Source organism: Magnetococcus sp. PR-3 (genome assembly GCF_036689865.1).
GTDB lineage: Bacteria > Pseudomonadota > Magnetococcia > Magnetococcales > Magnetococcaceae > Magnetococcus.
This window is the reverse complement of the sequence record NZ_JBAHUQ010000001.1, coordinates 141,917-164,985: the sequence shown is the minus strand read 5'-3', so window position 1 is coordinate 164,985 and position 23,069 is coordinate 141,917. Positions and strand designations below refer to the sequence as shown.

General features: G+C 50.4%; 20 protein-coding genes. 11 read left to right on the top strand and 9 right to left on the bottom strand.

Annotated elements, in window-relative coordinates:
* Window positions 1-424 precede the first annotated feature (424 nt).
* Window positions 425-2,545, bottom strand: coding sequence for an ATP-binding protein (locus V5T57_RS00700; RefSeq protein WP_332889224.1), 2,121 nt, complete (start codon window positions 2,543-2,545; stop codon window positions 425-427).
* Window positions 2,546-2,563: 18 nt separating this feature from the next.
* Window positions 2,564-3,322, bottom strand: a complete 759-nt coding sequence (locus V5T57_RS00695) for a response regulator (protein ID WP_332889223.1) — start codon at window positions 3,320-3,322, stop codon at window positions 2,564-2,566.
* Window positions 3,323-3,467: 145 nt separating this feature from the next.
* Here V5T57_RS00695 and V5T57_RS00690 point away from each other — a divergent pair, with 145 nt between their 5' ends.
* Complete coding sequence (locus tag V5T57_RS00690; RefSeq protein WP_332889222.1) at window positions 3,468-4,412, top strand: hypothetical protein; 945 nt, start codon at window positions 3,468-3,470, stop codon at window positions 4,410-4,412.
* 155 nt (window positions 4,413-4,567) lie between these two features.
* The gene (locus V5T57_RS00685; RefSeq protein ID WP_332889221.1) at window positions 4,568-5,860 is read left to right on the top strand and encodes a hypothetical protein; all 1,293 of its coding nucleotides are present in this window, start codon (window positions 4,568-4,570) and stop codon (window positions 5,858-5,860) included.
* Window positions 5,861-5,874: 14 nt separating this feature from the next.
* Here V5T57_RS00685 and V5T57_RS00680 read toward each other — a convergent pair whose 3' ends face one another.
* From V5T57_RS00680 to V5T57_RS00660, 5 genes are all read right to left on the bottom strand, one after another.
* Window positions 5,875-7,560, bottom strand: coding sequence for a SpoIIE family protein phosphatase (locus V5T57_RS00680; RefSeq protein ID WP_332889220.1), 1,686 nt, complete (start codon window positions 7,558-7,560; stop codon window positions 5,875-5,877).
* Between the two features lie 285 nt (window positions 7,561-7,845).
* Window positions 7,846-8,385, bottom strand: a complete 540-nt coding sequence (locus V5T57_RS00675) for a hypothetical protein (RefSeq protein WP_332889219.1) — start codon at window positions 8,383-8,385, stop codon at window positions 7,846-7,848.
* Between the two features lie 479 nt (window positions 8,386-8,864).
* Window positions 8,865-9,146: a (2Fe-2S) ferredoxin domain-containing protein gene (locus V5T57_RS00670; protein WP_332889218.1), complete on the bottom strand. Its 282-nt coding sequence runs from the start codon at window positions 9,144-9,146 to the stop codon at window positions 8,865-8,867.
* A 40-nt stretch (window positions 9,147-9,186) separates the two neighbouring features.
* On the bottom strand, window positions 9,187-10,179 hold the full coding sequence (locus V5T57_RS00665) for a hypothetical protein (RefSeq protein WP_332889217.1): 993 nt from the start codon (window positions 10,177-10,179) through the stop codon (window positions 9,187-9,189).
* Window positions 10,179-10,586 (bottom strand): hypothetical protein, encoded by a 408-nt coding sequence (locus V5T57_RS00660; RefSeq protein WP_332889216.1) that lies wholly within the window; start codon window positions 10,584-10,586, stop codon window positions 10,179-10,181. Before V5T57_RS00660 ends, V5T57_RS00665 begins: the two co-directional genes overlap by 1 nt.
* Window positions 10,587-11,124: 538 nt before the next feature.
* On the opposite strand from V5T57_RS00660, the gene V5T57_RS00655 reads away from it, so the two are divergent.
* Window positions 11,125-11,772 (top strand): methyl-accepting chemotaxis protein, encoded by a 648-nt coding sequence (locus V5T57_RS00655; protein WP_332889215.1) that lies wholly within the window; start codon window positions 11,125-11,127, stop codon window positions 11,770-11,772.
* Between the two features lie 61 nt (window positions 11,773-11,833).
* On the opposite strand, the gene msrB is transcribed toward V5T57_RS00655, so the two are convergent.
* The gene (gene msrB, locus V5T57_RS00650) at window positions 11,834-12,229 is read right to left on the bottom strand and encodes a peptide-methionine (R)-S-oxide reductase MsrB (protein WP_332889214.1); all 396 of its coding nucleotides are present in this window, start codon (window positions 12,227-12,229) and stop codon (window positions 11,834-11,836) included.
* Window positions 12,230-12,384: 155 nt separating this feature from the next.
* On the opposite strand from msrB, the gene apaG reads away from it, so the two are divergent.
* Window positions 12,385-12,765: a Co2+/Mg2+ efflux facilitator ApaG/CorD gene (gene apaG / locus V5T57_RS00645; RefSeq protein WP_332889213.1), complete on the top strand. Its 381-nt coding sequence runs from the start codon at window positions 12,385-12,387 to the stop codon at window positions 12,763-12,765.
* On the opposite strand, the gene V5T57_RS00640 is transcribed toward apaG, so the two are convergent.
* A complete protein-coding gene (locus V5T57_RS00640; RefSeq protein ID WP_332889212.1) occupies window positions 12,762-13,937 on the bottom strand; it encodes an anhydro-N-acetylmuramic acid kinase in 1,176 nt (391 codons plus the stop codon). The genes apaG and V5T57_RS00640 overlap by 4 nt on opposite strands.
* A gap of 67 nt (window positions 13,938-14,004) precedes the next feature.
* Between V5T57_RS00640 and tyrS the strand changes: the two genes are divergently transcribed.
* The 7 genes from tyrS (at window position 14,005) to V5T57_RS00605 (ending at window position 23,058) form a co-directional block, all read left to right on the top strand.
* The gene (gene tyrS, locus V5T57_RS00635; protein WP_332889211.1) at window positions 14,005-15,219 is read left to right on the top strand and encodes a tyrosine--tRNA ligase; all 1,215 of its coding nucleotides are present in this window, start codon (window positions 14,005-14,007) and stop codon (window positions 15,217-15,219) included.
* Between the two features lie 149 nt (window positions 15,220-15,368).
* Entirely contained in the window at window positions 15,369-16,175 is an 807-nt protein-coding gene (trpC, locus tag V5T57_RS00630) for an indole-3-glycerol phosphate synthase TrpC (protein ID WP_332889210.1), read from the top strand.
* Complete coding sequence (locus V5T57_RS00625) at window positions 16,176-16,808, top strand: phosphoribosylanthranilate isomerase (RefSeq protein WP_332889209.1); 633 nt, start codon at window positions 16,176-16,178, stop codon at window positions 16,806-16,808.
* Between the two features lie 53 nt (window positions 16,809-16,861).
* On the top strand, window positions 16,862-17,806 hold the full coding sequence (accD, locus tag V5T57_RS00620) for an acetyl-CoA carboxylase, carboxyltransferase subunit beta (RefSeq protein WP_332889208.1): 945 nt from the start codon (window positions 16,862-16,864) through the stop codon (window positions 17,804-17,806).
* A 4-nt stretch (window positions 17,807-17,810) separates the two neighbouring features.
* Window positions 17,811-19,082, top strand: a complete 1,272-nt coding sequence (locus V5T57_RS00615; RefSeq protein ID WP_332889207.1) for a bifunctional folylpolyglutamate synthase/dihydrofolate synthase — start codon at window positions 17,811-17,813, stop codon at window positions 19,080-19,082.
* 199 nt (window positions 19,083-19,281) lie between these two features.
* Window positions 19,282-21,504: an LPS-assembly protein LptD gene (locus V5T57_RS00610; protein ID WP_332889206.1), complete on the top strand. Its 2,223-nt coding sequence runs from the start codon at window positions 19,282-19,284 to the stop codon at window positions 21,502-21,504.
* Between the two features lie 213 nt (window positions 21,505-21,717).
* Window positions 21,718-23,058, top strand: coding sequence for a peptidylprolyl isomerase (locus V5T57_RS00605; RefSeq protein WP_332889205.1), 1,341 nt, complete (start codon window positions 21,718-21,720; stop codon window positions 23,056-23,058).
* Window positions 23,059-23,069: the final 11 nt, after the last annotated feature.

Sequence of the window (23,069 nt, the reverse complement as noted above, 5' to 3'; positions counted from 1 at the left end):
TTTTATATCGGGTTGGGTTTGAAAAGAGATGAGAAAAAAAAGCAATAAGGTGGCTTTTATCTGAATATTTACGATGAAATTTGTAGATTAGGCTGTGAGATACAAAAAATAGGTCTGTAATTGATCGGGGATCGTATTGTTTTTCGTGCAGTGTTAGAGCGGTTAGACGATATTGGTCGGCATTTTTCGAAAAAGTTTAGGCTGGGGGCATCTTTTGTGGTGGTCATTGTGCTTGTTTAGGTTGGACGATGAGAGCTTATCGTCCACCCCCTGGGCGGTTGTGAAGGTCTGAATGACTCTGATGGGGGCGTACACCTTTTGAGCAACACCTAACCCGAGGCTTCGACCACCAGGGTTACGCTTACAGGGATTGTAGAGCCGTATGAAAGGTTCAAATACGGTCCTTGTTTCTCTTAAGAGGAGGTCATCTTTTTTTGGGGGGGTGCGTGGCATTGGGCAGGGCTATGACAGCTTCCAGCCCACCTTCTGGGCGGTTGCGAAGGTCTAGGTTGCCCTGGTGGGCCCGTGCAATATTTCGAGCAATTCCCAACCCAAGGCCGGTTCCACCCGATTTTCGATTACGGGAATTTTCAAGCCGCATAAAAGGTTCAAACACGGTCTCTAGTTCATCTTCAGGAATACCAGGTCCATCATCCGCCACGACAATATGTAAGCCATTACGTCCGGTTCCAGCACGAACATAGGCACGCTTACCATAAAGGCAGGCGTTTTTAATCAGGTTATCCAGGCAGCGTTTTAAGCTCTTGGGTTTGACCGATACCATGGGCATAGGATCACATAGTATCTTCACTTCATGGCCCATATCACTATGTTCAGCATCGATCTGGGCCAGCATGGCGTTTAGATCGATCGACTCATACTGTTCACCACTCTCCATGCCCCGAATGAAGTCCAGAGAACAGGCTGCCATTGACTCCATTTCAGCTAAATCGGTCAGAATTTTTTGGCGCAGTGTTTCGTCTTGCATCATCTCAGCCCTCAAACGCATGCGGGTCATGGGGGTCTTAAGATCATGAGAGAGAGCACCCAAAAGGTGGGTGCGCTCTTGAACATAGCGAAGAATACGGGCCTGCATAACATTTAACGCGCTCGCTGCTTGGCGCATTTCACGGGATCCCTTCTCTTTAAGAGGGGGCCGCTTGATGTCTCTTCCCAACGCTTCTGCAGATTTGGCCAGCACCCCAAGGGGACGTACGGCTTGATGGACCACATACCAAGTAATTAATAGAATGGTTCCAAAAAGAATAGAGACGCTAAAAAGCAGGCGCCTGGGCTCTTCAAAGAGTGTTTCAGGCAAATTATTGTGAAAGATGGCCCAAACCCCATCATGTAGTTTGACCTGCGCAACAAAGGCCAAGCCTTCTGGCAGCAGCCGTTTTTCCAGCGGAGGGGCCGGTTCGATCTCTTTGGCTTTTTGGGTGATGGTCCGTTTGGGTTTCTTGCTTTTTGGTTCTTCTGCTTTGGCTTCAGGTTTTGGTGGTGCTAAAGGAGACTCAAAAGCAGGTCTGAATAAGGGGCGTTCAAAACCCGGTGGTGTCATCACACTCGGGATGGGCATAGGGAACGGTAGCGCACCACCTGCGGGTTGCTCAATGCCTGGTTGGGTCGATGTAGGATTTTGAGTAAAACCGGGTAAATTAATAAAGGGTGGGGCAGGGGTAAAGGTTGCTGTTGGGGCTGCTTTAACCGGTGGTACCACTGGAACACTGGTTGCTCTTGGTGTCGGTACTTGATTGCCAGCCGCCGTTTGCCCATAGGGTGAATAGCCATAGGGGTAGTATGGTTGAGCCAGTTGGGTCTGTTTTGGGTCTGGGGCTACCCCTGTTGCAGGGTCGCGCAAATTGGCTGTGTGGGGTGCGTTTTGGACATAGGGTCTTCCCGTCATGGGGTTGAGCATCTGCCCACCCATAAAAGGAGGGAACATGCCGGTTGGGAAGAAAGGGTTCGCAGCCGCAGGTCTTTTAAGTGCAGTGGGTGGTGTGTTTACCGTTGGCGCTGTTTGAACTTGAGGTTCCGTCGTCTCGTCTGGTGCGGCGGTTGTGGTTTTCTCTTTAGGAGCGGGGACCGCCTCGATAATCGGTTGTGGTGGTGGGGTCATGGAGGCTGGAAGCCCCATGCTTTGGAGCTTGCGTAAGGGTTTGGCATCCTTGCGCTGGTCCAAAACACTCACCTTTAAAGCTCGGGTCTGTTCCAAATAGCGGACAAGCAGGGCATGAACAAATTTAGCCTGAGCCGTATAGGGCGATTGTGTTTGGTCCATCTCCACCGGGGTGTCACTAAAGCGAATAAACTGGTGGGGAGTCTCTAGCGCTGAGGCAAGTCGTGTACGTGTTTCATTTTCTAGGGGATCAAGCAGACGCACAATGGCCGCAAAACGCTCAGCGGTTTGAATACCTCCAGCATAGTAGAGCGTCCGCCCACGTTCCCGTAAGTAGAGGGTTCCACTAATGGCCATGGCCAGCATAGTGCCAACCACCATAAAGAGAAACAACCGCCCTTTGAGGCTTTTTGGGAACAGGGTCATGGTGTTTAAGGTGCCATCTTAAACGATGGTTTCTACGATGACATCCAACATATACCCTTGCCCCCAAACGGTTTTAATCATCTCCTGTGGATCAGCAGTACCATGTTGAAGTCGCTTGCGTAGACGCCCAATTTGAACATCAATACCCCGTTCAAAAGGGGAGGCCTCTCGGCCACCATATTTCATCATAATGGCATCCCTATTAAGTAGGGTCTGCGGATTTTGTAGAAAGATATTGAGCAGTTCATACTCTTTACGACTCAGAGTAACGTTCTCACCATCTGGAGCTGTAAGCTTGCGAGACGCAATCTCCAGATGCCAACCTGAAAACCGAAACCCTTTAACCTGGCTGGTATCTGTTTTGGTGACCGGTTCGGAACGGGCACGACGCATTACGCTATTAATGCGGGCAAGAAGCTCTCTTGGGTTAAACGGTTTGGGCAGATAATCATCAGCCCCCATCTCGAGCCCGATGATCCGGTCTGTCTCTTCCACACGAGCTGTGAGCATGATGATGGGCACATGTGCTGTGGTTGCACCTGCTCGCAAATTACGGGTAAGGGTCAGGCCGTCATCCCCTGGTAGCATCAGGTCCATAACCACCAGATCAGGGCGAACACGGTCCATTGTTTCCCGGAGTTGGGAACCATCGGGCAGGGCGGTACAATCAAAACCATTTTGATTGAGGTAGTCCGTCAGTAGCTCCCGGATCTCCTCATCATCCTCCACGACAAGAATATGGTCTCGTTGTGGGGGTCCCTCTGTAGATTGTGTCATCCCAACTCTCCCGATGCGTCAACAATGCTTAAGTATATCGCAACTTATTATATCAAGCGTTTAATCGGTGAACTTCGGTTGTTTCCACCACGCTTTTTTTCTTTATGCCATCTACTGTAACCAAATTTAGGCCACATCCGAAGGAGTGAATGGCGATACGGGAAAAAAAAATGCAAATCCTTATGGGTTTTTTTCCATTTCTGCCCCAAAAAGTGCATGGGCTGGACAAAAAAAATGCAACCATCTGACAGCAAATGGCAGGGTGCGCAACAGGATTGTGTTCAACTGTAACCGGTTTGTATCAATTCTTTCAATGCTTGCCTTAATCGTAACAAAAGCTGAAAAAACAATCATTTGTTTTACACAAATCCATTTCTCATTTTCTATCCTCTTGTGCCATTGTATGACCAACAAGGAGGCGCGGCATCCTATTAGCCCGCTATTTTTGAATAAGGACATCAACGGCCGTCATGGCCGCTACATACCATACCGTATTGATATCTGGTTTAAGGAGTTGGCAATGAAGGTTTCCAAAATGATGATGGGTTTGGCTGCGGCCACCGCTATGACCATGGCTGTTGGTGCTCAAGCTGGTGAGCAAGCTGCTGCTACTGCTGAAGTTGCTCCTGCAGCTTACGAAGCCAAAATGCCTTACTTCCCCGGTTACTATAACCCTTATGCTGCTTTCCACGGTGTTCCTTCCATGGAAGAGGGTCAGGTTCCTTTTGCAAAGTCTCCTTTTAAGTTCCAAAAGACTTTGATGGAGAGCCAGTTCTCCCTGCATCGCAAGATGATGGAAGATCAGTACACCATGTACAAAAAGCTCATGGACAATAAAGCTTTTCAAGGTCCTAAGGGCGAAGAGCTGAAAAAAGAGATCATGGCTCAGCAGGATAAGCTGCACAATCAGATGATGGAAAATCATGACAATATGCAAAAGCAGTTGCTTGAGCAGATTGCCACCATGCAGGAGAAGTTCCCTAAGATGAACCAAGCTCCTCAAATGTGGCGTCCTCAACATCCTTGGGCCATGCAGCGCGGTCCTTGGGGTGTGCCTCAAGCTACAGCTAAAATGCCAGCCGCTCAGTAAGCGGTACGACATAGAGAAGGGCCGGAAGGAGCGAGAGCCTACCGGCACCCTCTAAAAATCTGCATCCCTCCTCCCGCGAAATAACGATACGCGGCCCCGCTCCAACCCCCTGGAGCGGGGTTTTTTTTGGTGCTTTTTCACGGCACAATGGGGGGATGACCACCATACCTTCCTTACATTTGATAACCTGCCCTCAGGATTATCCCCTTATACACCCTTTGGCGGTGGCGCTTAAGCCATTGGTCTTGGCGGGCAGTATAAGTGCTATCCAGCTTTTTCGGTTAGATCCCAACAACACATCTGCCTTAGCACAGTGGGTGGCCAAGCGCCCCCTGCACAGTTGGGTGATTGTGCCTTTGGTCAACACATGGCTGGAACAACCCACCCTGTTACAACCCCTGCTAGCCCGACATTATGCCCACGAAATTCGCATGCTTTCGCTACGTTTACAGGCGCATAAACATGATTTTGATCGAGATGGAATAACGGTTTTACCCCCAGGCACAGGAACGTTGACTGGAGAGGGGCTGGAGCAAGGTATTGTACTTGTACGGGATGGCATTGAGCGTTTGCTTGCCCGTTCTGGAAGTGCAGATAAAGGATATTTAGCACCGATAGATCATATTCTACCTACCCGTGCCGGAGTGCCTTGGGCGAGGCCAAGGTGGGCAGAAATGGATGAAGAGGAGGTTTTGTGGCTGATGGAGACATTTAGAAAACAGTCTCAAGTAACGGTTGCTGGGGCTGTTGGTATGGGTAAGCGTACTCTGGCGTTAGAGTTTTTTTATCGGAACAAGGGTCGTTATCATCCGATTATTTGGTTGGATGCACAAATGTCCAGTTTGCACCGCAAAGAGGTGTGTCAACAGCATGCTGAGCAAGCTGGTCTCGCAACACATGCTGTGGAGAGTGGGCTATTTCAAGCTTGGTGGCGTAAGCAGGCACAAGGGGTTTTGGTTTTAGAGGGGCTGCATAATCCTATGGAGGTTCACAGCTTGCTCCCCTTGGATGGCCAACCTAGGGTTTTATGGCTGACCGCACAGAGCAAGCAGGCAGATTATATGCTGAACTCTTGGACTGAACAGCGTATGTACCAGTATTACAAGCGGGTTGTGGGTCGAAAAGTAGGGCCAGATGCCAAAAAACTATTACTTCAATTACAAGGGTGGCCTTTGGCGCTTGCCGTTGTTTGTGCTTGTATCCAAACATTCCGTTTGGTGCCAGGACGTGTTCTCTTGCAGTGGCCTGAAAAAGATCAGCCTCTTCGTCGGCAACTGCAGCAGTGGGTTTGCCAAATACTTGCGCAGCATGCACCCTTTTTGGCGGCATCTCTTTGTGGAGATAATCCCATTCCTAGCCATCTGTGGCCTGAAGAGGTGGTTAAGCAGGCTGATGCTTTATGCTTGATTAAGCGCGATACCCAGGGAAAACCACGTTTGGTTTTATAAAGTGCCAAGGGCGCTTAATAACGATAGGTCGCTTCTACTCGGTTACCTTGGGATGGAAAAACGAGGTTATCACACAGTTTTTTTACAATGCCCAATCCGCGATTGGCTTTAAAATCCACACCGTGGGCATCAAAACCATGCCCTGAATCTTCCACCACAATACGAACCGAGCCATGGTGGATCGGGCGGTCCAGTTCCATGCTGGCATGGATATGGTGAATGGTTAGATGGATAGAGCCATATTCCAGGCGCTGCATGGCCGTTAAACGCGCTTTTAGATGATGGTTTTCACCATTGATCTTTGTGTTCTGTGAGGGGGCAGGGAGTTCCAAAATACCCCAGTCGATGGCGTTGGTAATCAGCTCCCGCACGATGGTATAGAGGCTGCTGAAGTGTTGGCGAAGGTTATTCCGAATGGCCAGAATAGACATGACCTGAGGAATCATATCCATGCAACGAATGGCATCTGGTCCAAAAGAAAGCTCCAATATCCAGTCAGACTCCTCTTTATTGGTACCCATGGGGTGAATAAGGTGTGGTTGGGTATATGGTAGAGGTAGGGTGGGATCGCAGAGCAACTCAACCAAGGTCACATCATCTTTTTGCTGAGATTGGCCACGATAAGCGGTAAGGAAATGACGAATCATTTCTAAGGGCTCATTAAACTCAATGATCTGGCCAATTAACCGTTCCAGTGTCTCCTGCCCATAAAAAAGGCCTTCACTGTTTTGCGTCTCCGTGACGCCGTCTGAGTAAAGAAAGACCCGCTTGGCATAGTCGCTTTGGTAGAGGTGGCCAACAGGCAGGAAGCTCTTATCCACGGTAATGCCCAGCGGAATGACCGAAGAGGGGACTCTGAATTTAAGCTCATGTTTTTCATAGATTAAAATATCTGGAGTGCCGGCGTTCCAAAGCTTGACTTGCCCACGACCATGGTCTGCTTCGCAAGCAGCCGTGGCCAAATACATGCCTGTGGGGAGGCGATTATGCAGTTTTGTATTAATCTCTGTCAGGATGTGCGCCATGCCACAGCCGCGGCTGGTCATGCTGTAAAAGATATCTGAAACCAGCGGGGCACCTAATGCAGCTGGTAGCCCGTGGCCAGTAAAATCTCCCAGCAATACCTGTTGAACACCATCAGGTCGTTGGGCTGCGAGTAGAATATCACCCGCCGTTTGTTCCAAACCATCGATAAGAAAACGTAAATTGCTCTCATCTAGACGAGTAGAGTGGCGTATGCGCTCAAGCGTGCTTTCTACAAAGCGGCGTTCAAAGGCTAAATGGTCTCTCTGTTCGCGTACTTGGGTTGTCAGTTGTACTTTTTTGATCCAGTTTTTTGTGCGGGCTAACAACTGGGTGCGTTTGATGGGTTTTGCTATGAAGTCATCTCCACCACACTCAAGGCATTGAACCAGGGTCTCTTCTTCTTGTAGTGCGGTCATAAACAGAATGGCACACTCATCACGGGCATCCTGCTGCTGCCGTATTTGGCGGGTGGTATGAAACCCATCCAGGCCGGGCATGACGATATCCATGAAAATCAGTTGAGGACGGTGCTGAAGATATTGTTCAACCCCTTCTTGACCGTTGTGGGCAAAAAAAAGGGTTACATCCAATTGAGAGAGGTAGTGTTTGACCAATAAGAGACTGTCGGGGTCATCATCCACCACAAGGATGCCTGTATGTGCTGCTTCGCCCATCTGCTTCCTTGCTTATTTTGGTCTTGTTGCTGACGCATTATTATATCAAGGGGGAGGGTGCATAGCATCCCTCTACTATGGTCTGAAAGTATGTCTGAAAAAGTGTGAGGGATCAATAGGTGAAGCTTATCTAGTATGCAGGATTTTTATGCTAAACCGTTATTTGCTCAAAGAAATATACGGATTTTGGGGTGGGTTTGAGTTAGGGGGAGCTCAAACGTACATACCAGCCTAGATAGGGCTGGTATGTTATAAAAAGAGCAGTGTAGCTTTTAGATTCAAAGCTTAAGCCGCGAGATCAAAATTACTGCGGAGTGAGGGGACGCCAGGACCAAGCTTAGAGCCTGCTTGATAGAGATCAGAAACCGAACGGCTTAGATTTTGGGCAAAGGGGGAGCCATCCAGTTGATAACCGTTCCCTTGCGTCTGTTGATAGCCGTAAAATGTCGCACTGCTCGAGTATTGAACTTGGCGGCTTAGATCAGAAAAGTCAGGAAAGGTCTGCCCGTAACCGCTGGTGAAGTGTGGGTATTCCAGTTTTTCTGAACTGGCTAGAGCCACTGCACGCCCGAAATAGTTTTGAAAGTTCTCACCACGGACCGTTGCTCGACCACGTAAGATCGAAAGCGCATCCGGAGAGTCGCCTTCATAGCCAGCGTTGGTATAGGCACGGCGTAAAGGGTGGTAGGTGATACGCTCTTCCCCAAACGAACTGACCGAACCCGCTAAGGCGCTATCAATGTTGGGATTGATTTGTAGAGCGGTATACAGTTGGCGTGAAGGGTGTACCGGTTCAATTTTAGGTTGAATAGACTCGGTCGCCATGTGCTTCTCTCCATAAAACGCAACAGTTCCCTAAAGTTGCGTTGGAATAATCCAGTTTGGCCCAATGGTTTGTTTTTATATTACGTATCCACGGTGCCATTTTTTTGAGCTTAAGCCCATTTTTATCTAAAGTTTATAGAAAAGTTGCCGACGGGTCCAGTGAATTGATTCGGAACTTAAGGGAAAAATTCGAAAAATAGCTTGGTTGTGTCGTGTTTTTCGAAAGAAAAAGGGGGAGCGGGTGCTGTGCAGCTTTTGCACATCTCGTAGGTTATGAAGGTGTTGTTGGCTTGTGATTGTGTTTTGAGGGTGTGGTTGAGCAGGAGGTGTTCAAACGGGGGGTGATGAAGAGGGGCTCTGGCTTGTGATATATGCTGTGTATAAAAGAGGCGTTACACGGGGGACCGACACGCTGTTATCGCGCGTGGTGGTCGGTGTGGTATTAAACGTATCTGTGGTGTGTGCGCAGGAGCAAGCTGTTACTCTCCGCCTCGCTCATCCCACCTATCCTGGGCAGATTTGAGGATATCTGGAATGGTCTCTTCTGTGGCATGGTGAAAAAATTCGCCACCTGGTGCAACGCGTATATTGGGGCCCTTGCTGCACTCCCCAAAACACTGTAGTTCACCGACAGAAAAGGGGGTGTTAGACTCTTTAGCCGCTTTAACAAGGGCTAAGTAGAGCTCATAACTGCCACGGGCACCGCAGGATGTGTTGTTGCCAGGACGATCGTTGGTGCAGACCAATATGGTTGTTTTCATAGGACGCTCCAAAGTCAGGCCAGTGCGGTCTGGGTGACCGCTACCCGATAAAGTTGGTCTTATGGTTGTAGAAGCCCTGTCCAAAATGGATGTGTGAAAGGGCGTGTTCCAGATTATTCCGGCTGGTTCTTAAGAGTTCTTCAGGTGAAGCTTCGTTCCCTGGGGCTAGGTGTACCATACCGCTACTGAAGTGAAATCCCCCGGTTTTTTCTTTTTTAAAGCGGTCAATAATGCGCTGTAACCAAGCGACCGCTTCCTCACCCGATGTTTTGCCTAAAATAAGTGAAAGAACACCATCTTCCATTCGGCCAACGGTGTCACCCGCCCGGCATGAACGGACCAGTAGCCGAGCCAAAGGGAGGGTCGCCTGGGCATCGGGAGGTTCTCGGTGCTCGGGGTCCATAAGCTCCTGCCCATGGTGGGGGAGTACGGAGACCACGGTTAGCGGCTCCTGGTGGCGGCCTGCATGGGTAATGGCATGCATCAGTGCGGTCATAAAAGGCTGTGCATCCAACAGTGGAAGCTGATCTTCTAACTCATAAAGGTTTAAATGAATGCCTAACAGTCGTTCCAAATCAGAAAAGAGAGTGCGGTATAATAGGCTCTCATGCCAGACCTGACGATGGGCTGAATTCCCTTGTTCCGCCTGTTGGTGTAAAGCATAGGTCAACGCCCCCCATATGGTGGCCAGTGAGAGCACCTTACCACCCGAAGCACGCATGGTATCTACCAGCATAGAGCGTTGAGAAAACTCTTTTTCGTGTAGGGGATCATCACTGCCGAAGAGGGTTTTTAGATAATCATCCAAAAATTTTGCGCAGGGCATGTGGTCGCCTAAGCGATCGGAGACGACAGGGGTAATAGAAGAGAGATAATTTTCCGCCTGACAATAAAGTTCAGCCGCAGCGTCTTCATTAAGGTGTTTCCATAAATCACGGATGGCGTCCCGTTGCCGTTCCAGCGTGACATCTGTAACTGGCGGCATGAATCCCGCTGGGTTGGGGGAGTGGCCATTTTTGTTGTGAGCGTTCATTAACAGTAAGGCTCCAAGCGATGCATAAGACGGTAGATGACCTCTTCTCGGCGTCCTTCAGAAGGTGCAGCCATGCGATCGGTCCCGTCGTTAATGCCTTCAAGGTAATCTAAATCTTCATTGGACTGGTGCAAGGTCGCCAGTTTAGATCCAATGCGTTGAGCGTTTTGTTGAAGGAGTGTGGCCGTTACCTCAATCATCGTATGGCCCCGTTCCCCCTCATTTTCTAAGTGGGCACGGTTCATGGATACAGATACCATGCCCCAAATATAGCCAAGCAAATAGTGGTTGTTGAGAAGTTCATTGGGCACCTGTCCATCATGTGCCTTACGGACGCCACCTAAAATAGGAGCCAGTTGTGTAATGCAATGGCTTTGTAGTTGTTCCAAGTTGAGCGGTTTGCTCATGAGACTTCCCCCCACTTAAGAAGCACGTTTAGGATTTTGAGATAAAAAAAACAGTGCTTAAAACACCTTCATTTTTACCTCTTATAGGGTTGGGACCCTTATTATCGTGCTTCTGTTCCTGACAATTGACATGATGGGTTATGTCTTTATTGTCATGCTGTGAGACTATACGGTGTTGGTGGCGATTTGCAAAACATTTCAGCCTGTCTGGCTATATGATAGAAAATCCTTAACACTCTCATGGTTTTGCTTGAAAAAAATGGTCATAATGTTCACCATAGGTGTTGTTGACAAAGAAAAAAATGCTTCAAAAGTTTCCAATTGTTTGCATGGTCATATAGCGATGCGTTATATAAAATATTGATGTAATAAAATAGCGTCCCGCAAAAGGGCGTGCATCTTTGTGCAAACTATCGTAAAAAAGTAAGCCTGCTTGTGGCGGAAATGCTGTTTGGCGAACCGGCTGGTTCGGCAGTGATATTCACAAGCAAGAGGCAATTCACTATAAATCCAGTTAGAGATACCGGGGTGCAAGGGCATGGAAACCACGGAAGAGAAGAAGCGCATCGGATTAGTCGGCGGTGGAGCCGAGGGTAAGGATCTGCTGCGGATGTTGGCAAAAAGCTCCCGTGTGGAGGTGGTCTATGTGGCCGATGCCAACGCCAACTCCCCCACCATGACTACTGCTAAAAAGCTGGGTATTAAAACCCTCTCCAAGCTTGAGGCCGCGGTTAAGAATGTGGAAGCAGACTACATCATCGTTGTTGATCCCACCGAAGAGGTGGTTAATCTGGTTCATGAAAACCGGGCTGGTGGAGAGGTTGTCTCCAGTCAGGTGGCGTTGCTGTTCAATCAGATCTTTGGAGATCAGAGCGGTGAAACCAATCAGCAGCTGTTTGATGATCTGACGGAAGTTCGTCAGGAGATTGACCGCAATACGCGTGACGTTTCCAAGACACTGCATGGTATTGAAAAAATTTCCAATGAGCTGGAAGTGCTTGCCATTAACGCAGGTATTCAGGCTTCCCGTGCAGGTGAGTTTGGTAAAGGCTTTGCCGTTGTGGCGGGTGAAGTGAAGAGTACCGCACGTGTAGCGCGTGACCTGGCTGGAGATATTGACCGAGTGATTAGTGAGATCTCCTCGATGTCTGATAAGATCGAGCAGTCTCTACGCAAGGTGCAGTAATCCACACTGTTGGATGACCCGTAAAAAAAGGCCCGTACATGGTACGGGCCTTTTTTTTGGTCTATTTTTTTTCCAGGTTCAGTGAAACAGAGTTGATGCAATAGCGTAAGCCGGTTGGGCGGGGGCCATCATCAAAGACATGGCCAAGGTGCGCGTCACAGCGGCTACATAGGGCTTCTACGCGGCGCATGCCGTGGGATACATCGGTTTCTGTTTTTACAGCTTCTTCGGTAATGGGTTGAAAATAGCTGGGCCAACCTGTGCCCGAGTCAAACTTAGCGTCGGATTTGAATAGAGGTTGTCCGCAGCATGCGCAGGCATAAGTGCCCGGTTCTTTGCTCTGGGCATATTTTCCTGTAAAGGGGCGTTCGGTTCCCTTTTGGCGACAAACATGGTAGACCTCGGGGTCTAGAATCTCTTTCCATTGGGCATCGGTTTTTTTAGCTTCGTTGCTCATGGCCCGGTTTCTCCATTAACGGGTTGGGGGATTAATTAACCAGAGGTGAAACCTCAGGGTTGGTTATACGCTCTTAACACGTGTAAAGATGTGGATTGTGGAATGGGCGAAGAGTTCCCATTGTTGCTTCAAGGTTTTTGAAATAGGGTAGGAATATGGTCAGCAATAAATACAGTATTGATGTAGAGGTGGAGTCCACCTATCTGCCGGATCAATCCCTGCCTAATCATGATCAATATGTTTTCGCCTATACCGTAACCATCCGCAACCGAGGCAGTGAGGGGGCCAAGCTGCTGTCCCGGCACTGGATTATCTCAGACGCCAACGGTTTGGAGCAGGAGGTTCGTGGTGACGGGGTTGTGGGGGAGCAGCCACATTTAAGCCCTGGTGAAAGTTATCAATACACCAGCGGTACACCATTAGCCACCCCTATGGGAAGCATGCGTGGCAGCTACCAGATGGTTGCCGATGATGGGACTGAGTTTGATGCCACCATCTCTCCTTTTGCCCTGTTTGGCCCAGCCACACTGCATTAAGCAAGTGTTTGTAAAAGCTGCTCCCAGTTGCGGCCAGGATAGATCCCCCCAAGCACCGCAGCTTCGGTGGCCTTGGTGATTTGAGGCGCAGACCCAGGTAAGTTACGTAGGGTACGAACTGCCAGCCATGCAAAGGCTTCGGCCTCCATTTGATCAGCATAGACCCCAGCCTCATCACTGGCGATCACTTTGATGTGGCCAAACCGATCTTGAAAAGCCTGTTTCAGGGTTGGGTTGTAAGCACCGCCCCCACATAATATGACCCGGCTGGGGAGGGTGCCTTCAGGGTGGGCGTGTTGACATCCTTGCCAAACCGATTCCACAGTTAACTGAGCCAGGGTAGCAAAACCATCATCACTTGCCATGTTTGGGTAGTGCGACAGCCACTGTTGCAGGTAGGCTGGTCCAAAATCCTCTTTACCGGTGGATTTGGGGTAGGCCGCTTGTAAATAGGGGTGGGTCAAAAGCCATGCTAGGGCATCTGTATCAACATGGCCTCGTGCGGCACATGCGCCATCCTTATCATACCCTTGTTGACCCGATGTTATGTGCAGCATCAGGTGATCCATCAATGCATTGGCCGGTCCGCTGTCTCCAGCAATAATGGGGCCGGTATGGTTGCCATCCAGTAGGGTGATATTGGCAATGCCGCCAAGGTTAACAACGGCTTGTATGCCTTTATGTGCGCCATAAAGGGCATGGTGATAAAGAGGAGCCAGTGGTGCCCCTTCACCCTTTCGCGCAATATCGGCACTGCGGAAGTCAGCCACAGTGGTGACCCCTGTCTGTTGGGCAATGACCGAAGGGGCACCAATCTGTAGGGTAAAACGGGGTGGGCGGTGACGTATGGTCTGACCGTGGCTACCAATTAAATCAACCTGCTGTATGGAGACCTGGGCTTTGTCACAAACAGCGTGGGCGGCTACGGCAAACTGTTCCCCCAGTTGACGGTCAATCTCGCCCAATAATTCAATGTCTTCCGTGCCAGGTTTTTGAAGTTTTAGCACCGCATTTCGCAGCGCTTCCGGAAACGGGTGCGCGACATACGCTTGGGCTTGGCAAGGGCCTATGCCATCGCTTTGCACAAGAACCGCATCCATCGCATCTGCGGAGGTTCCAGAGATCAGACCAATCACAGTGAAGGGCTTGGGGATGGGGCGGGAATCGGCCATGGTTTTATGCTCCTGAATGCGCTAAAATGCGCGATTCTTTCTGAACAATTGAGTGTGGAGTAGTGGTATGAAACCGGTCAAAGAGCAGATGGCGATCATTCAGCGCGGCACTGTGGATCTGGTCTCCGAGGCGTTGCTGGAGCAGAAGCTAACGCGCGCCTATGAGAGCGGTACTCCGTTACGCATCAAAGCCGGTTTTGATCCCACCGCCCCAGACCTGCACCTGGGTCATACGGTGCTTTTGCACAAGCTGCGCCAGTTTCAGGAGCTGGGTCATCAGGTTGTCTTTCTTATTGGCGATTTTACCGCGCAAATTGGCGATCCTACGGGGAAAAATGAAACCCGAAAACCGTTGACGCCTGCCGATGTTGCAGCCAATGCAGAGACCTATAAAGAGCAGGTGTTCAAGTTGTTGGATGCTGAACGCACTGAGGTGGTCTTTAATAGTGAGTGGATGGGGGCAATGAGTGCCTCTGACATGATCAAGCTGGCCGCACAATTTACCGTCGCGCGCATGTTGGAGCGGGATGACTTCTCCAAGCGCTATAAAGAAGGGCGTCCCATCGCCATTCATGAGTTTCTCTACCCACTGGTACAGGGCTACGACTCTGTGGCTTTGAAGGCGGATGTGGAGTTGGGTGGTACCGATCAACTGTTTAATCTGCTGGTTGGTCGTGAACTGCAAAAAGATGCCGGTCAAGAGCCCCAGTGCGTCATTACTCTGCCGATTCTTGAGGGGTTGGACGGTGTTAACAAAATGTCCAAGTCGCTCAATAATTATATTGGGGTCAAAGATCCAGCCCGTGAAATTTTTGGTAAGTGCATGTCAATCTCAGATGATCTGATGTGGCGCTATTATGAGCTGTTATCGGATCAGAGTATGGATGCCATCGCGGCACTACGTACTGAGGTTGAAGCCGGTCGTTATCACCCTATGGAGGCTAAAAAAGCCTTGGCCGCTGAATTGGTTGGCCGTTTCCATGGTGATGAGGCGGCTGCCCCGGCGCGGGCTGAATTTGAAGCCATGTTTAAAAAGAAAGATCTCCCCGATGAGATTGAAGAGGTCACCGTAACGGCCACGGAGGGCAGCTTGGGGTTGGCGGCTGCGATCTGTCAGGCTGGCTTGGTTAAATCCAACGGTGAAGGCATGCGTATGATTAAACAGAACGCGGTCTCTGTTGACCGTGCCAAGGTTTCAGATGCCCGCCATACGCTGGCCAGCGGGAGCCGGAGTTTGATCCAGGTGGGTAAGCGTCGGTTTGCCTATGTGACGGTGGAATAACCTTTTTTTGCGTTTGCGGAATAGAAAAAGTACGCCAAAAAGTGGGGTAGCGTTTTGCCTTGTGGATCACTTTTGCGTATGATGAGGCTCACCTTTGGAACAAACTGGCTTGATGGCCCTATGGCCATGTAGAAGGATCGTGGTTACCTGTGGATATTTTACAGAAGATCATGCAGCACAAAGCGCAAGAGGTAGCCCAGCGCCGGGGAAAAATCTCTGAAGCTGCTCTGATACAGCGGGTTAAAGATGCCCCTGAGACGCAAGGCTTTGCTGAAGCGCTGATAAGTCGTGCGCATAATCAGCAAAACGCGGTGATCTCTGAGGTGAAAAAGGGTTCGCCTTCTAAAGGGCGTATCTACCCCCAGCATCTGCCCTGGGAACCCGCAAAAATTGCTGAAGGGTACCGGGCTAACGGTGCCGCCTGTATCAGCTGCCTGACGGATGAACAGTTTTTTCAGGGGCATGATGACTACTTGCGTGCAATCCGTGAAGAGGTGGCCTGTCCTGTACTGCGTAAAGATTTTCTCTACGACAGCTATCAGGTTGTGGAGGCCCGCACTTTAGGGGCGGATGCGATTTTGTTGATTATGGCGGTGTTAGAAGTACCCCAGGCTCAAGAGCTGGAAGCTGCAGCGATGGAGCTGGGTATGGATGTCCTGGTGGAGGTCCATGATGAGCAGGAGTTGGAACAGGCTCATGAGTTGAAAACGCCCTTGATGGGGGTGAATAACCGTAATCTTAAGACTTTTGAAACCGATATTGGCACCTCATTCCGTTTGGCTGAGCGTATGGAAAAAGGGCGTCTGGCGGTTTCGGAAAGTGGGCTCAATACCCCACAGGATCTGGCCAAGCTCAATGCAGCGGGTATCTATACCTTCCTGATTGGTGAATCGTTAATGCGCGGTGGTAAACCGGGTGAAGCACTGGGTGAGTTGCTGGCAGGCGGGTCTGTTTAAGTGTCGGTTAAGATTAAAATTTGTGGTATCACAAACCCAGCAGATGGCTGGGCAGCTCATGAAGCCGGGGCGGATGCCATTGGTTTGGTCTTCTATGCCAAATCCCCCAGGGCCGTTACCGCAGAACAGGTGGCGCAGTGGCGTCATGATCTGCCACCTTTTGTGTCGGTAGTCGGTCTGTTTGTCAACGCTGCCCCACAAGCCGTGGTACGTACCCTGGAGCTGTGTGCCTTGGACCGTATACAGTTGCATGGGGATGAAGCACCGACCCATTGTCGCCCATATGGGGCGCGGGCTATACGGGCCATACGGGTTGCTCAGGCAAGTGATCTGCTGGGTTTGGATCGTTGGCCCGTTGGGGCGCTGTTGTTGGATGCCAAGGTTAAAGGGGCCTACGGTGGTACGGGAGAATCCTTTGATTGGCAACTGTTACGGGAGACCAAACTGCCAAGGCCGCTGATCCTGGCAGGGGGGTTGAACCCGGACAATGTGGAGGCTGCTGTACGCAGTGTGCAGCCCCATGGGGTCGATGTCTCCAGTGGTGTGGAGTCCGCCCCTGGTCTGAAAGATCTCGACAAGATGCATCGTTTTGTTGCTGCGGTTCGCCGCGGCCAAAAGGATGCCGGTTCATAAACGCCCCGATCTTTTGTGTCGGTGAGCGTAATTTAACCTAGTTAGGTGGAACGATGACTGAAGATTCCCAAGCCAAAAGCTGGTTGACCCGTCTTCTGCCCAAGATCAAGAGTGAAAGCCGTCGGGCGCAAACCCCAGAAGGGCTCTGGATCAAATGTCCCAACTGTGGACAGGCGTTGTTTCAAAAAGAGCTAGAGCGCTCTTTAGATGTCTGCCCGCATTGTGATAACCACTTCCGTACCTCAGGTCAGCGACGTATTGATATTACGTTGGATGAGGATGGGCGTGAGGAGCTGTTGACCAACATACAACCGGCTGATCCCCTTAAATTTAAAGATACAAAAAAGTACCGTGATCGCGTAAAGGATGCCCAGAAAAAGACAGGGCAGAACGATGCACTGCGGCTTTTTAAAGGAACCATTAAAGGGGTGCCTGCTGTTGTGGCTGCGTTTGACTTCCACTTTTTGGGGGGGTCTATGGGGTCTGTGGTTGGTGCTAAAGTGGCCCAAGGTGCCCTGGCTGCAGCAGAAGCCGAGTGTGGCTATGTGCTGTTTGCGGCATCTGGCGGTGCACGTATGCAGGAGGGGATACTCTCTCTCATGCAGATGGCTAAAACCTCTGCAGCTTTAACCAAGTTGGAGGAAAAAGGGCTGCCCTTTATTGTGGTGCTTACGGATCCTACCAGTGGCGGGGTAACGGCCTCCTTCGCCATGTTGGGGGATATCCATATTGGAGAGCCCAATGCGCTGATCTGCTTTGCCGGGCCACGTGTTATTGAACAGACGGTACGCGAAAAGCTGCCCCCTGGCTTCCAGCGTAGTGAATATCTGCTGGAGCATGGTTTTTTGGATATGATTGTCAGCCGTGACAAAATGCGGGATATGCTGGCTGATCTGTTGGCCCGTATGACCTCCTGGCAAGAGCCTGTGCTTAACCGTGCAGACATGATTCCAGAAGGGAACGGCTCAGAGAACAGTGAAGAGTCTGCAGGGGCCTAACCCTTTGGATCCTGCCGCTTCCATTTTGGATGCTCTGCTAACGCAAAACGAGTCCCAGGCCAATTGTACCATTGACCTGGGACTTTCGCGTATGGAGGCGTTGTTAGCCGCCTTAGGGCAACCCCATGCCCAGTTAGGGCCGGTTATCCATGTGGCAGGCACCAATGGAAAAGGCTCTCTTATCGCATTTTTAACGGCCATGCTGCAGGCTGCAGGGTACACCGTTGCCACCTACACCTCACCTCACTTAATAACCATTCATGAGCGTATTCAGCGCAATGGGCAACCGGTTGATGATGGGCTGTTACGTGCCCAGGCACAGAGGGTGCTCGATACAGAAGCCTCTAAAGAAGCAACCTTTTTTGAGCGATTGACGGCTGTTGCTTTTGGTGTTTTTCAGATCTGGTGTGCAGAAGATCCTCAAACGGTGGTTTTGTTGGAAACTGGTTTGGGGGGGCGTTTGGATGCCACCAATGTTGTTCACCCCACAGTAACGGCCATTACCAGCATGGGGTTGGACCATCAAGCCTATCTGGGTAGCGATATGGCCAGTATTGCACGAGAAAAGGCTGGGATTTTGAAAAAGGGCGTGCCTGTGGTGGCGGCACCTGCGGATGATGAGGCACTTTCTGTCATCCAAGCTCACGCCCAGCAGGTAGGCGCACCTCTCCTGGCGGCAGGTTTGAGCTATCACTGGCAGGCTGGTCCTGCTGGGTGGTATGAGGATGAGGAGGGGCGGATTCCACTACCACAGCCTGCCTTGGCGGGCCATCATCAGTGGGATAATGCTGCTCAAGCGGTCGCTGTGGCCCGTCAGTTAATGCAAATGGGGTGGTCTCTCTCTAAGGATGATCTTAGGTCAGGTGTGGCTTCGGCATACTGGCCTGGGCGCCTGGAGCAGGTAGCGACGGAACCCTCAATCTGGCTGGATGGCGCCCATAACCCTGTTGCTGCACAGTGCTGTGCCGACTTTTTTCGTCAACAGGGTGGGGTGGATGTCATGCTTTTCGCTCTTATGGCCGATAAGGATAGGGATGCCATGCTGCGCCCTTGGTTGGGGGTGGTGAAGGAGGTCGTCGTTGTCGAGCCTGTAGGTGGGCGTGCTGTTGAGGCTAAGCTCTTGGTTCAGTGCTGGAATAAGCATGGAGTTAAGGCAGAAATAGCGACTTCTACCGAACAAGGATTACAGTTGGTCCGAAAAAAAGTGAGTCAAGGTGGAAAAATACTCGTTTCGGGCTCGCTTTATCTGGTGGGTGAGGCCAAAAAATTGTTATGATGTCTCGGATTTGCCCACTCGTTGGGACTAGGGTTTCGACCCCTGTGTGAATTTTTCGACCGTTTTCTTCGGTTGGTCGGTCTTTGGTCATCGAAAAAAGGACTAAAGACTCGGATGCTTGGATTGAGATGCGATGCCTAAACGCTGTGCCCCATCCATAGAGTCGTGTGCGCCACTCTACGCCCAAAGGATCTCTCCTATGGGTCGTACCCTGTTGTCAGCCAGTTGGCTGGTGCTGGCCATGGCCGCTGCCCAACCGTTGCATGCTGCTACGGGTGACTTGAGCCAGGCTGACCTGCAGCGGCTGATTGCGGAAACCCCCATTGAGGTTGAAGCCGGTTCCCTTGAGCACAATCGCCAAAGTGGGACCATTACCGCGACAGGTGGTGTGAAAATTTTGCAAGAAGGGGTGTTAGACCTTCAAGCCGAACGGGCCATCTACCACATGGGTGATCAGCGACTGAACGCCCATGGCAAGATTAAAGTTCTCCATGAAGGTGCGACCTACCAAGGTGAGACAATTATTCTTAACCTGGGTGAGGGCAGTGGTCTGATCGAGCAGGGGCATATTGACATGCCCGGCCCTGGCGGTGTTGCGACAGCCAGCCGCGTGGAACTGTTGGACCGCAACCGTTTGCAGCTCAAAGAAGCCACCTATACCAACTGTGATTGTGAAACCCCACCTTGGGTACTAGAGTCAGATAAAATTTCTGTCGATCGGGCTGAAAATACGGTAACAGCACGGGATGTCACCCTACGTTTTAAAGGGGTTCCCATCGCCTATATGCCTTGGCTGCGCCAGCCGCTACGAAAAGAGCGACAGAGCGGTTTTTTGATGCCCTCTATCCAGTATAGTGGCGCCAATGGCGTTGAGATGGATATTCCCTATTACTGGAATATTGCTCCTCAACGTGACGCGACATTAACCTTGCACCCTACCAGTAAACGGGGGGTGATGGGTAAAATGCAGTACCGCTACAAGGGGCAGGGGCTTGATGGGACGATTGAGCACCAAGGTATTCATGATACCGAGTTGGATAGGTACCGCTCTCTGACCTACCTTGATCACCAGCAGATTCTGAATAACTGGAAAATTCACGGACATGTAGAGACCGTACGTTCAGATGACTTTTTGGGTGACTTTGAACAGGATCTCATGGATGGAAAAAGTCGCTATATTAGCTCATTCCTAACCGGTCAGCGGTTGTGGAAATCTGCCACACCCGGCGAGATGGGGCATATGGCCGTTGAAGGTGGGGTACGCTGGTATGAGAACCTAGCCACCGACGATGATCTGTACACCATTCAGCAAGCCCCTTACTTGGCCTTTAGTGGTTCACATCTGTTGCCGATCTGGGATCGCCGTATCTTCCTAAATGGAGGTGCTCGCTTTGATAGCTTCTATCAAATGAAAGGTGATGCCACCCAGCGGGTTGATCTTGCGCCAACCCTGCGTTACAGCAAGCCCCTGCATATTGGTCAGCTTAGCCTGGGTGCCGGTGTACGAGAGACCGCTTATATGATGAGTGGGGACCCTGCGTTGGGTAATGGCGATGACAGCTTTGCCCATCGTCAGGCCTCTATGTTTAGTGCTCGCCTGGATATGCAGATGAGCAAAAATCTACAGAGTGACCCCAGCTCAAAGTTTAAAAATCTGCGTCATACTGTTGAACCAACCGTTCAATATGTGATGAATGCAGTTCATGGTCAGGATAAGATCCCCAATTATGATTCGCGGGTCTATGACACCATTTCCGGTAGCAACACAGATATCGCCAACCGAACCTTTACCACCACCAATCTGTTTGAAGAGAACCAATACAGTGGTGTTGACCGCATTAGCGCCGGTCATTGGATCAGCTACGGTGTTACCAGCCGTTTGATGGGTAAAGTGGAAGGGGAAGAGGCGATCCGTGAAATTGCCCGTGTGACGGTTGGTCAACGTTATGCGCCTGATGGTCATGAGGATTATCAGAGTGGTCATAACCTCTCTGACATCGTATTGGGTGGTTCGGTCTCGCTGCATGCCAATTGGGATCTGGAAGCTGAAACCCGTTACGATCCCCATGATAAGATTATTTCCCTCTCAGATACCTCTTTTACCTATAAGACCAAAAAGGGCGAGGTTGAGGTTGGTTATCTGATCAACCGTAATGATACCGAATCTGAAGTTAAGCGGGATGTCACCTATAGCAGCAAACTGAAGCTGAATGATGAATGGAGCTGGGAACAGGATCTGGATTACTCCTTAGAGACTTCCAGTACCAAAAGCTGGCGAACCAGCCTTGTTTATAACCATGATTGCTGGTCCTTTGAGCTCTTTGGCGGTTCACGTCTGTCCAGCAGCAGTGAAGTGCATGGGGGCGGTTTTATGGGCTTCTTGATCAACTTTAATGGCCTGGGTGGATACGGTGTAAAATAATTCCGTGGCTCATGGATCATAACTTTAAAAGAGAGGCAGGCCGTGGGCCTGCTTTTTTTTTGGTAAGTCGGTTGGCCTCTGGTGAGGAATGACGTAGGATGCCGCTCTATTCATCGGAGTTGGCATAAGCTTTGAAGGATCATTTCTGGTTGGTCGAAACAAACCGTATAGCGTGCCAAAGTTCTGGAAAATGACGCAGTAAAGGTGCAATTCATGTTGATGCAGAGACGACGTAATTTATTCGGTTCCTTGGGGGCCGTGGCCATGCTGTTCACCTTGCTGGTTGGGGGAGCTGCTCCAGCCACAGCGGGTATTCCGTTAGATGGTATTGCGGCCGTGGTGGATGGTGCGATTATTCTGGAGTCAGAAATTGCAGACCAGCTCCGTGCCCAGGTGATGAAGTTCTCCCAAACGGGTGAACAGGTGGATGTCACCCGCTTACGTCGCCGGGTATTGGATGGTGCCATTATGCGGGTGCTACGGGAACAGAAGGCCAAAAAGCTGGGTATTAAACTCATCGATGCTGAAATAGATGGTGCGATGCTTCGTCTGGCTAAGCGAAATAATGTGAGTGTGGATCAGTTTAAAAGGATGCTGCAACGTGAAGGGGTGGGCTATGACAGCTTTTTAACCTCACTGCGGGATCAGATCTATGTTCAAAAAATTATCCGCCGTGTCATCCTGCCGACCGTACGTGTCTCGGATGAAGAGGTCCAAGATCTCTATAAGGCAACCCGTCAACAAGGTCAAAGCAGTGGGGGGGAGCAGGAGCTGCGCATCAAACAGATTTTGCTCTCTATTCCTGAGAACGCATTGATCCATCGTGTCCGTGAGATTGGTGAAAAAGCCGACAACCTTGTCAATCAACTGCGTGGTGGGGCCTCTTTTGCCCGTTTAGCCAGCGAAAGTTCTGATGATCCCAGTGGTCTTAATGGTGGTGAGATGGGCTGGTTTAAACAAGGTGAGCTGTTGCCTCAGATTGAAAAGATTGTATTCAAACTGGCCGATGGTGCGATCTCTAAACCGATTCGTACCAGTCAGGGGTATCACATCTTTGCGGTGAGTGAACGACGCATTCAGCAGAGCCATGGTCAGGCTCAAGCCGATAAAGTCAAAGTTCAAGCGCGGCACATTCTGTTTAAGGTACCTAAAGGCTCCAACAGCAGTGCCTCGGCTGATGTACGCCGTAAGTTGGACAAGCTTCGTCAGCAAATTGAAGCGGGGGCTGATTTTACTGAAATGGCCAAAAAGTTCTCTCAAGATGAAGGAAGTGCCAAAGAGGGGGGAATGCTAGGCAGCTTTGCCCGTGGTGTGATGGTGCCTTCGTTTGAAGATGTTGCCTTTTTCCTTAAGCCTGGTGTGGTCAGTGAGCCGGTGCGTACCCCCTTTGGTTGGCATTTGATCGAAGTGGTGAAGCGTGAGGTGGAAAAAGTAAACTCCTTTGCTGCAGCTAAAAAAGAGCTGAGAGCACGCCTGCGTGAAGCAAAGACTAAAGCACGTTATACCCAATGGTTGCGGGATTTACGTCTGCGCAGTTTTGTTGAATATCGCTAACAGAAGTGGGA

Excerpts from the sequence above, each read along its gene's own strand:
- V5T57_RS00700 (WP_332889224.1), bottom strand. The coding sequence starts at position 2,545 with ATGACCCTGTTCCCAAAAAGCCTCAAAGGGCGGTTGTTTCTCTTTATG.
- V5T57_RS00695 (WP_332889223.1), bottom strand. The coding sequence starts at position 3,322 with ATGACACAATCTACAGAGGGACCCCCACAACGAGACCATATTCTTGTC.
- V5T57_RS00685 (WP_332889221.1), top strand. The coding sequence starts at position 4,568 with ATGACCACCATACCTTCCTTACATTTGATAACCTGCCCTCAGGATTAT.
- V5T57_RS00680 (WP_332889220.1), bottom strand. The coding sequence starts at position 7,560 with ATGGGCGAAGCAGCACATACAGGCATCCTTGTGGTGGATGATGACCCC.
- V5T57_RS00675 (WP_332889219.1), bottom strand. The coding sequence starts at position 8,385 with ATGGCGACCGAGTCTATTCAACCTAAAATTGAACCGGTACACCCTTCA.
- V5T57_RS00670 (WP_332889218.1), bottom strand. The coding sequence starts at position 9,146 with ATGAAAACAACCATATTGGTCTGCACCAACGATCGTCCTGGCAACAAC.
- V5T57_RS00665 (WP_332889217.1), bottom strand. The coding sequence starts at position 10,179 with ATGAACGCTCACAACAAAAATGGCCACTCCCCCAACCCAGCGGGATTC.
- V5T57_RS00660 (WP_332889216.1), bottom strand. The coding sequence starts at position 10,586 with ATGAGCAAACCGCTCAACTTGGAACAACTACAAAGCCATTGCATTACA.
- V5T57_RS00655 (WP_332889215.1), top strand. The coding sequence starts at position 11,125 with ATGGAAACCACGGAAGAGAAGAAGCGCATCGGATTAGTCGGCGGTGGA.
- msrB (WP_332889214.1), bottom strand. The coding sequence starts at position 12,229 with ATGAGCAACGAAGCTAAAAAAACCGATGCCCAATGGAAAGAGATTCTA.
- apaG (WP_332889213.1), top strand. The coding sequence starts at position 12,385 with ATGGTCAGCAATAAATACAGTATTGATGTAGAGGTGGAGTCCACCTAT.
- V5T57_RS00640 (WP_332889212.1), bottom strand. The coding sequence starts at position 13,937 with ATGGCCGATTCCCGCCCCATCCCCAAGCCCTTCACTGTGATTGGTCTG.
- tyrS (WP_332889211.1), top strand. The coding sequence starts at position 14,005 with ATGAAACCGGTCAAAGAGCAGATGGCGATCATTCAGCGCGGCACTGTG.
- accD (WP_332889208.1), top strand. The coding sequence starts at position 16,862 with ATGACTGAAGATTCCCAAGCCAAAAGCTGGTTGACCCGTCTTCTGCCC.
- V5T57_RS00610 (WP_332889206.1), top strand. The coding sequence starts at position 19,282 with ATGGGTCGTACCCTGTTGTCAGCCAGTTGGCTGGTGCTGGCCATGGCC.
- V5T57_RS00605 (WP_332889205.1), top strand. The coding sequence starts at position 21,718 with ATGTTGATGCAGAGACGACGTAATTTATTCGGTTCCTTGGGGGCCGTG.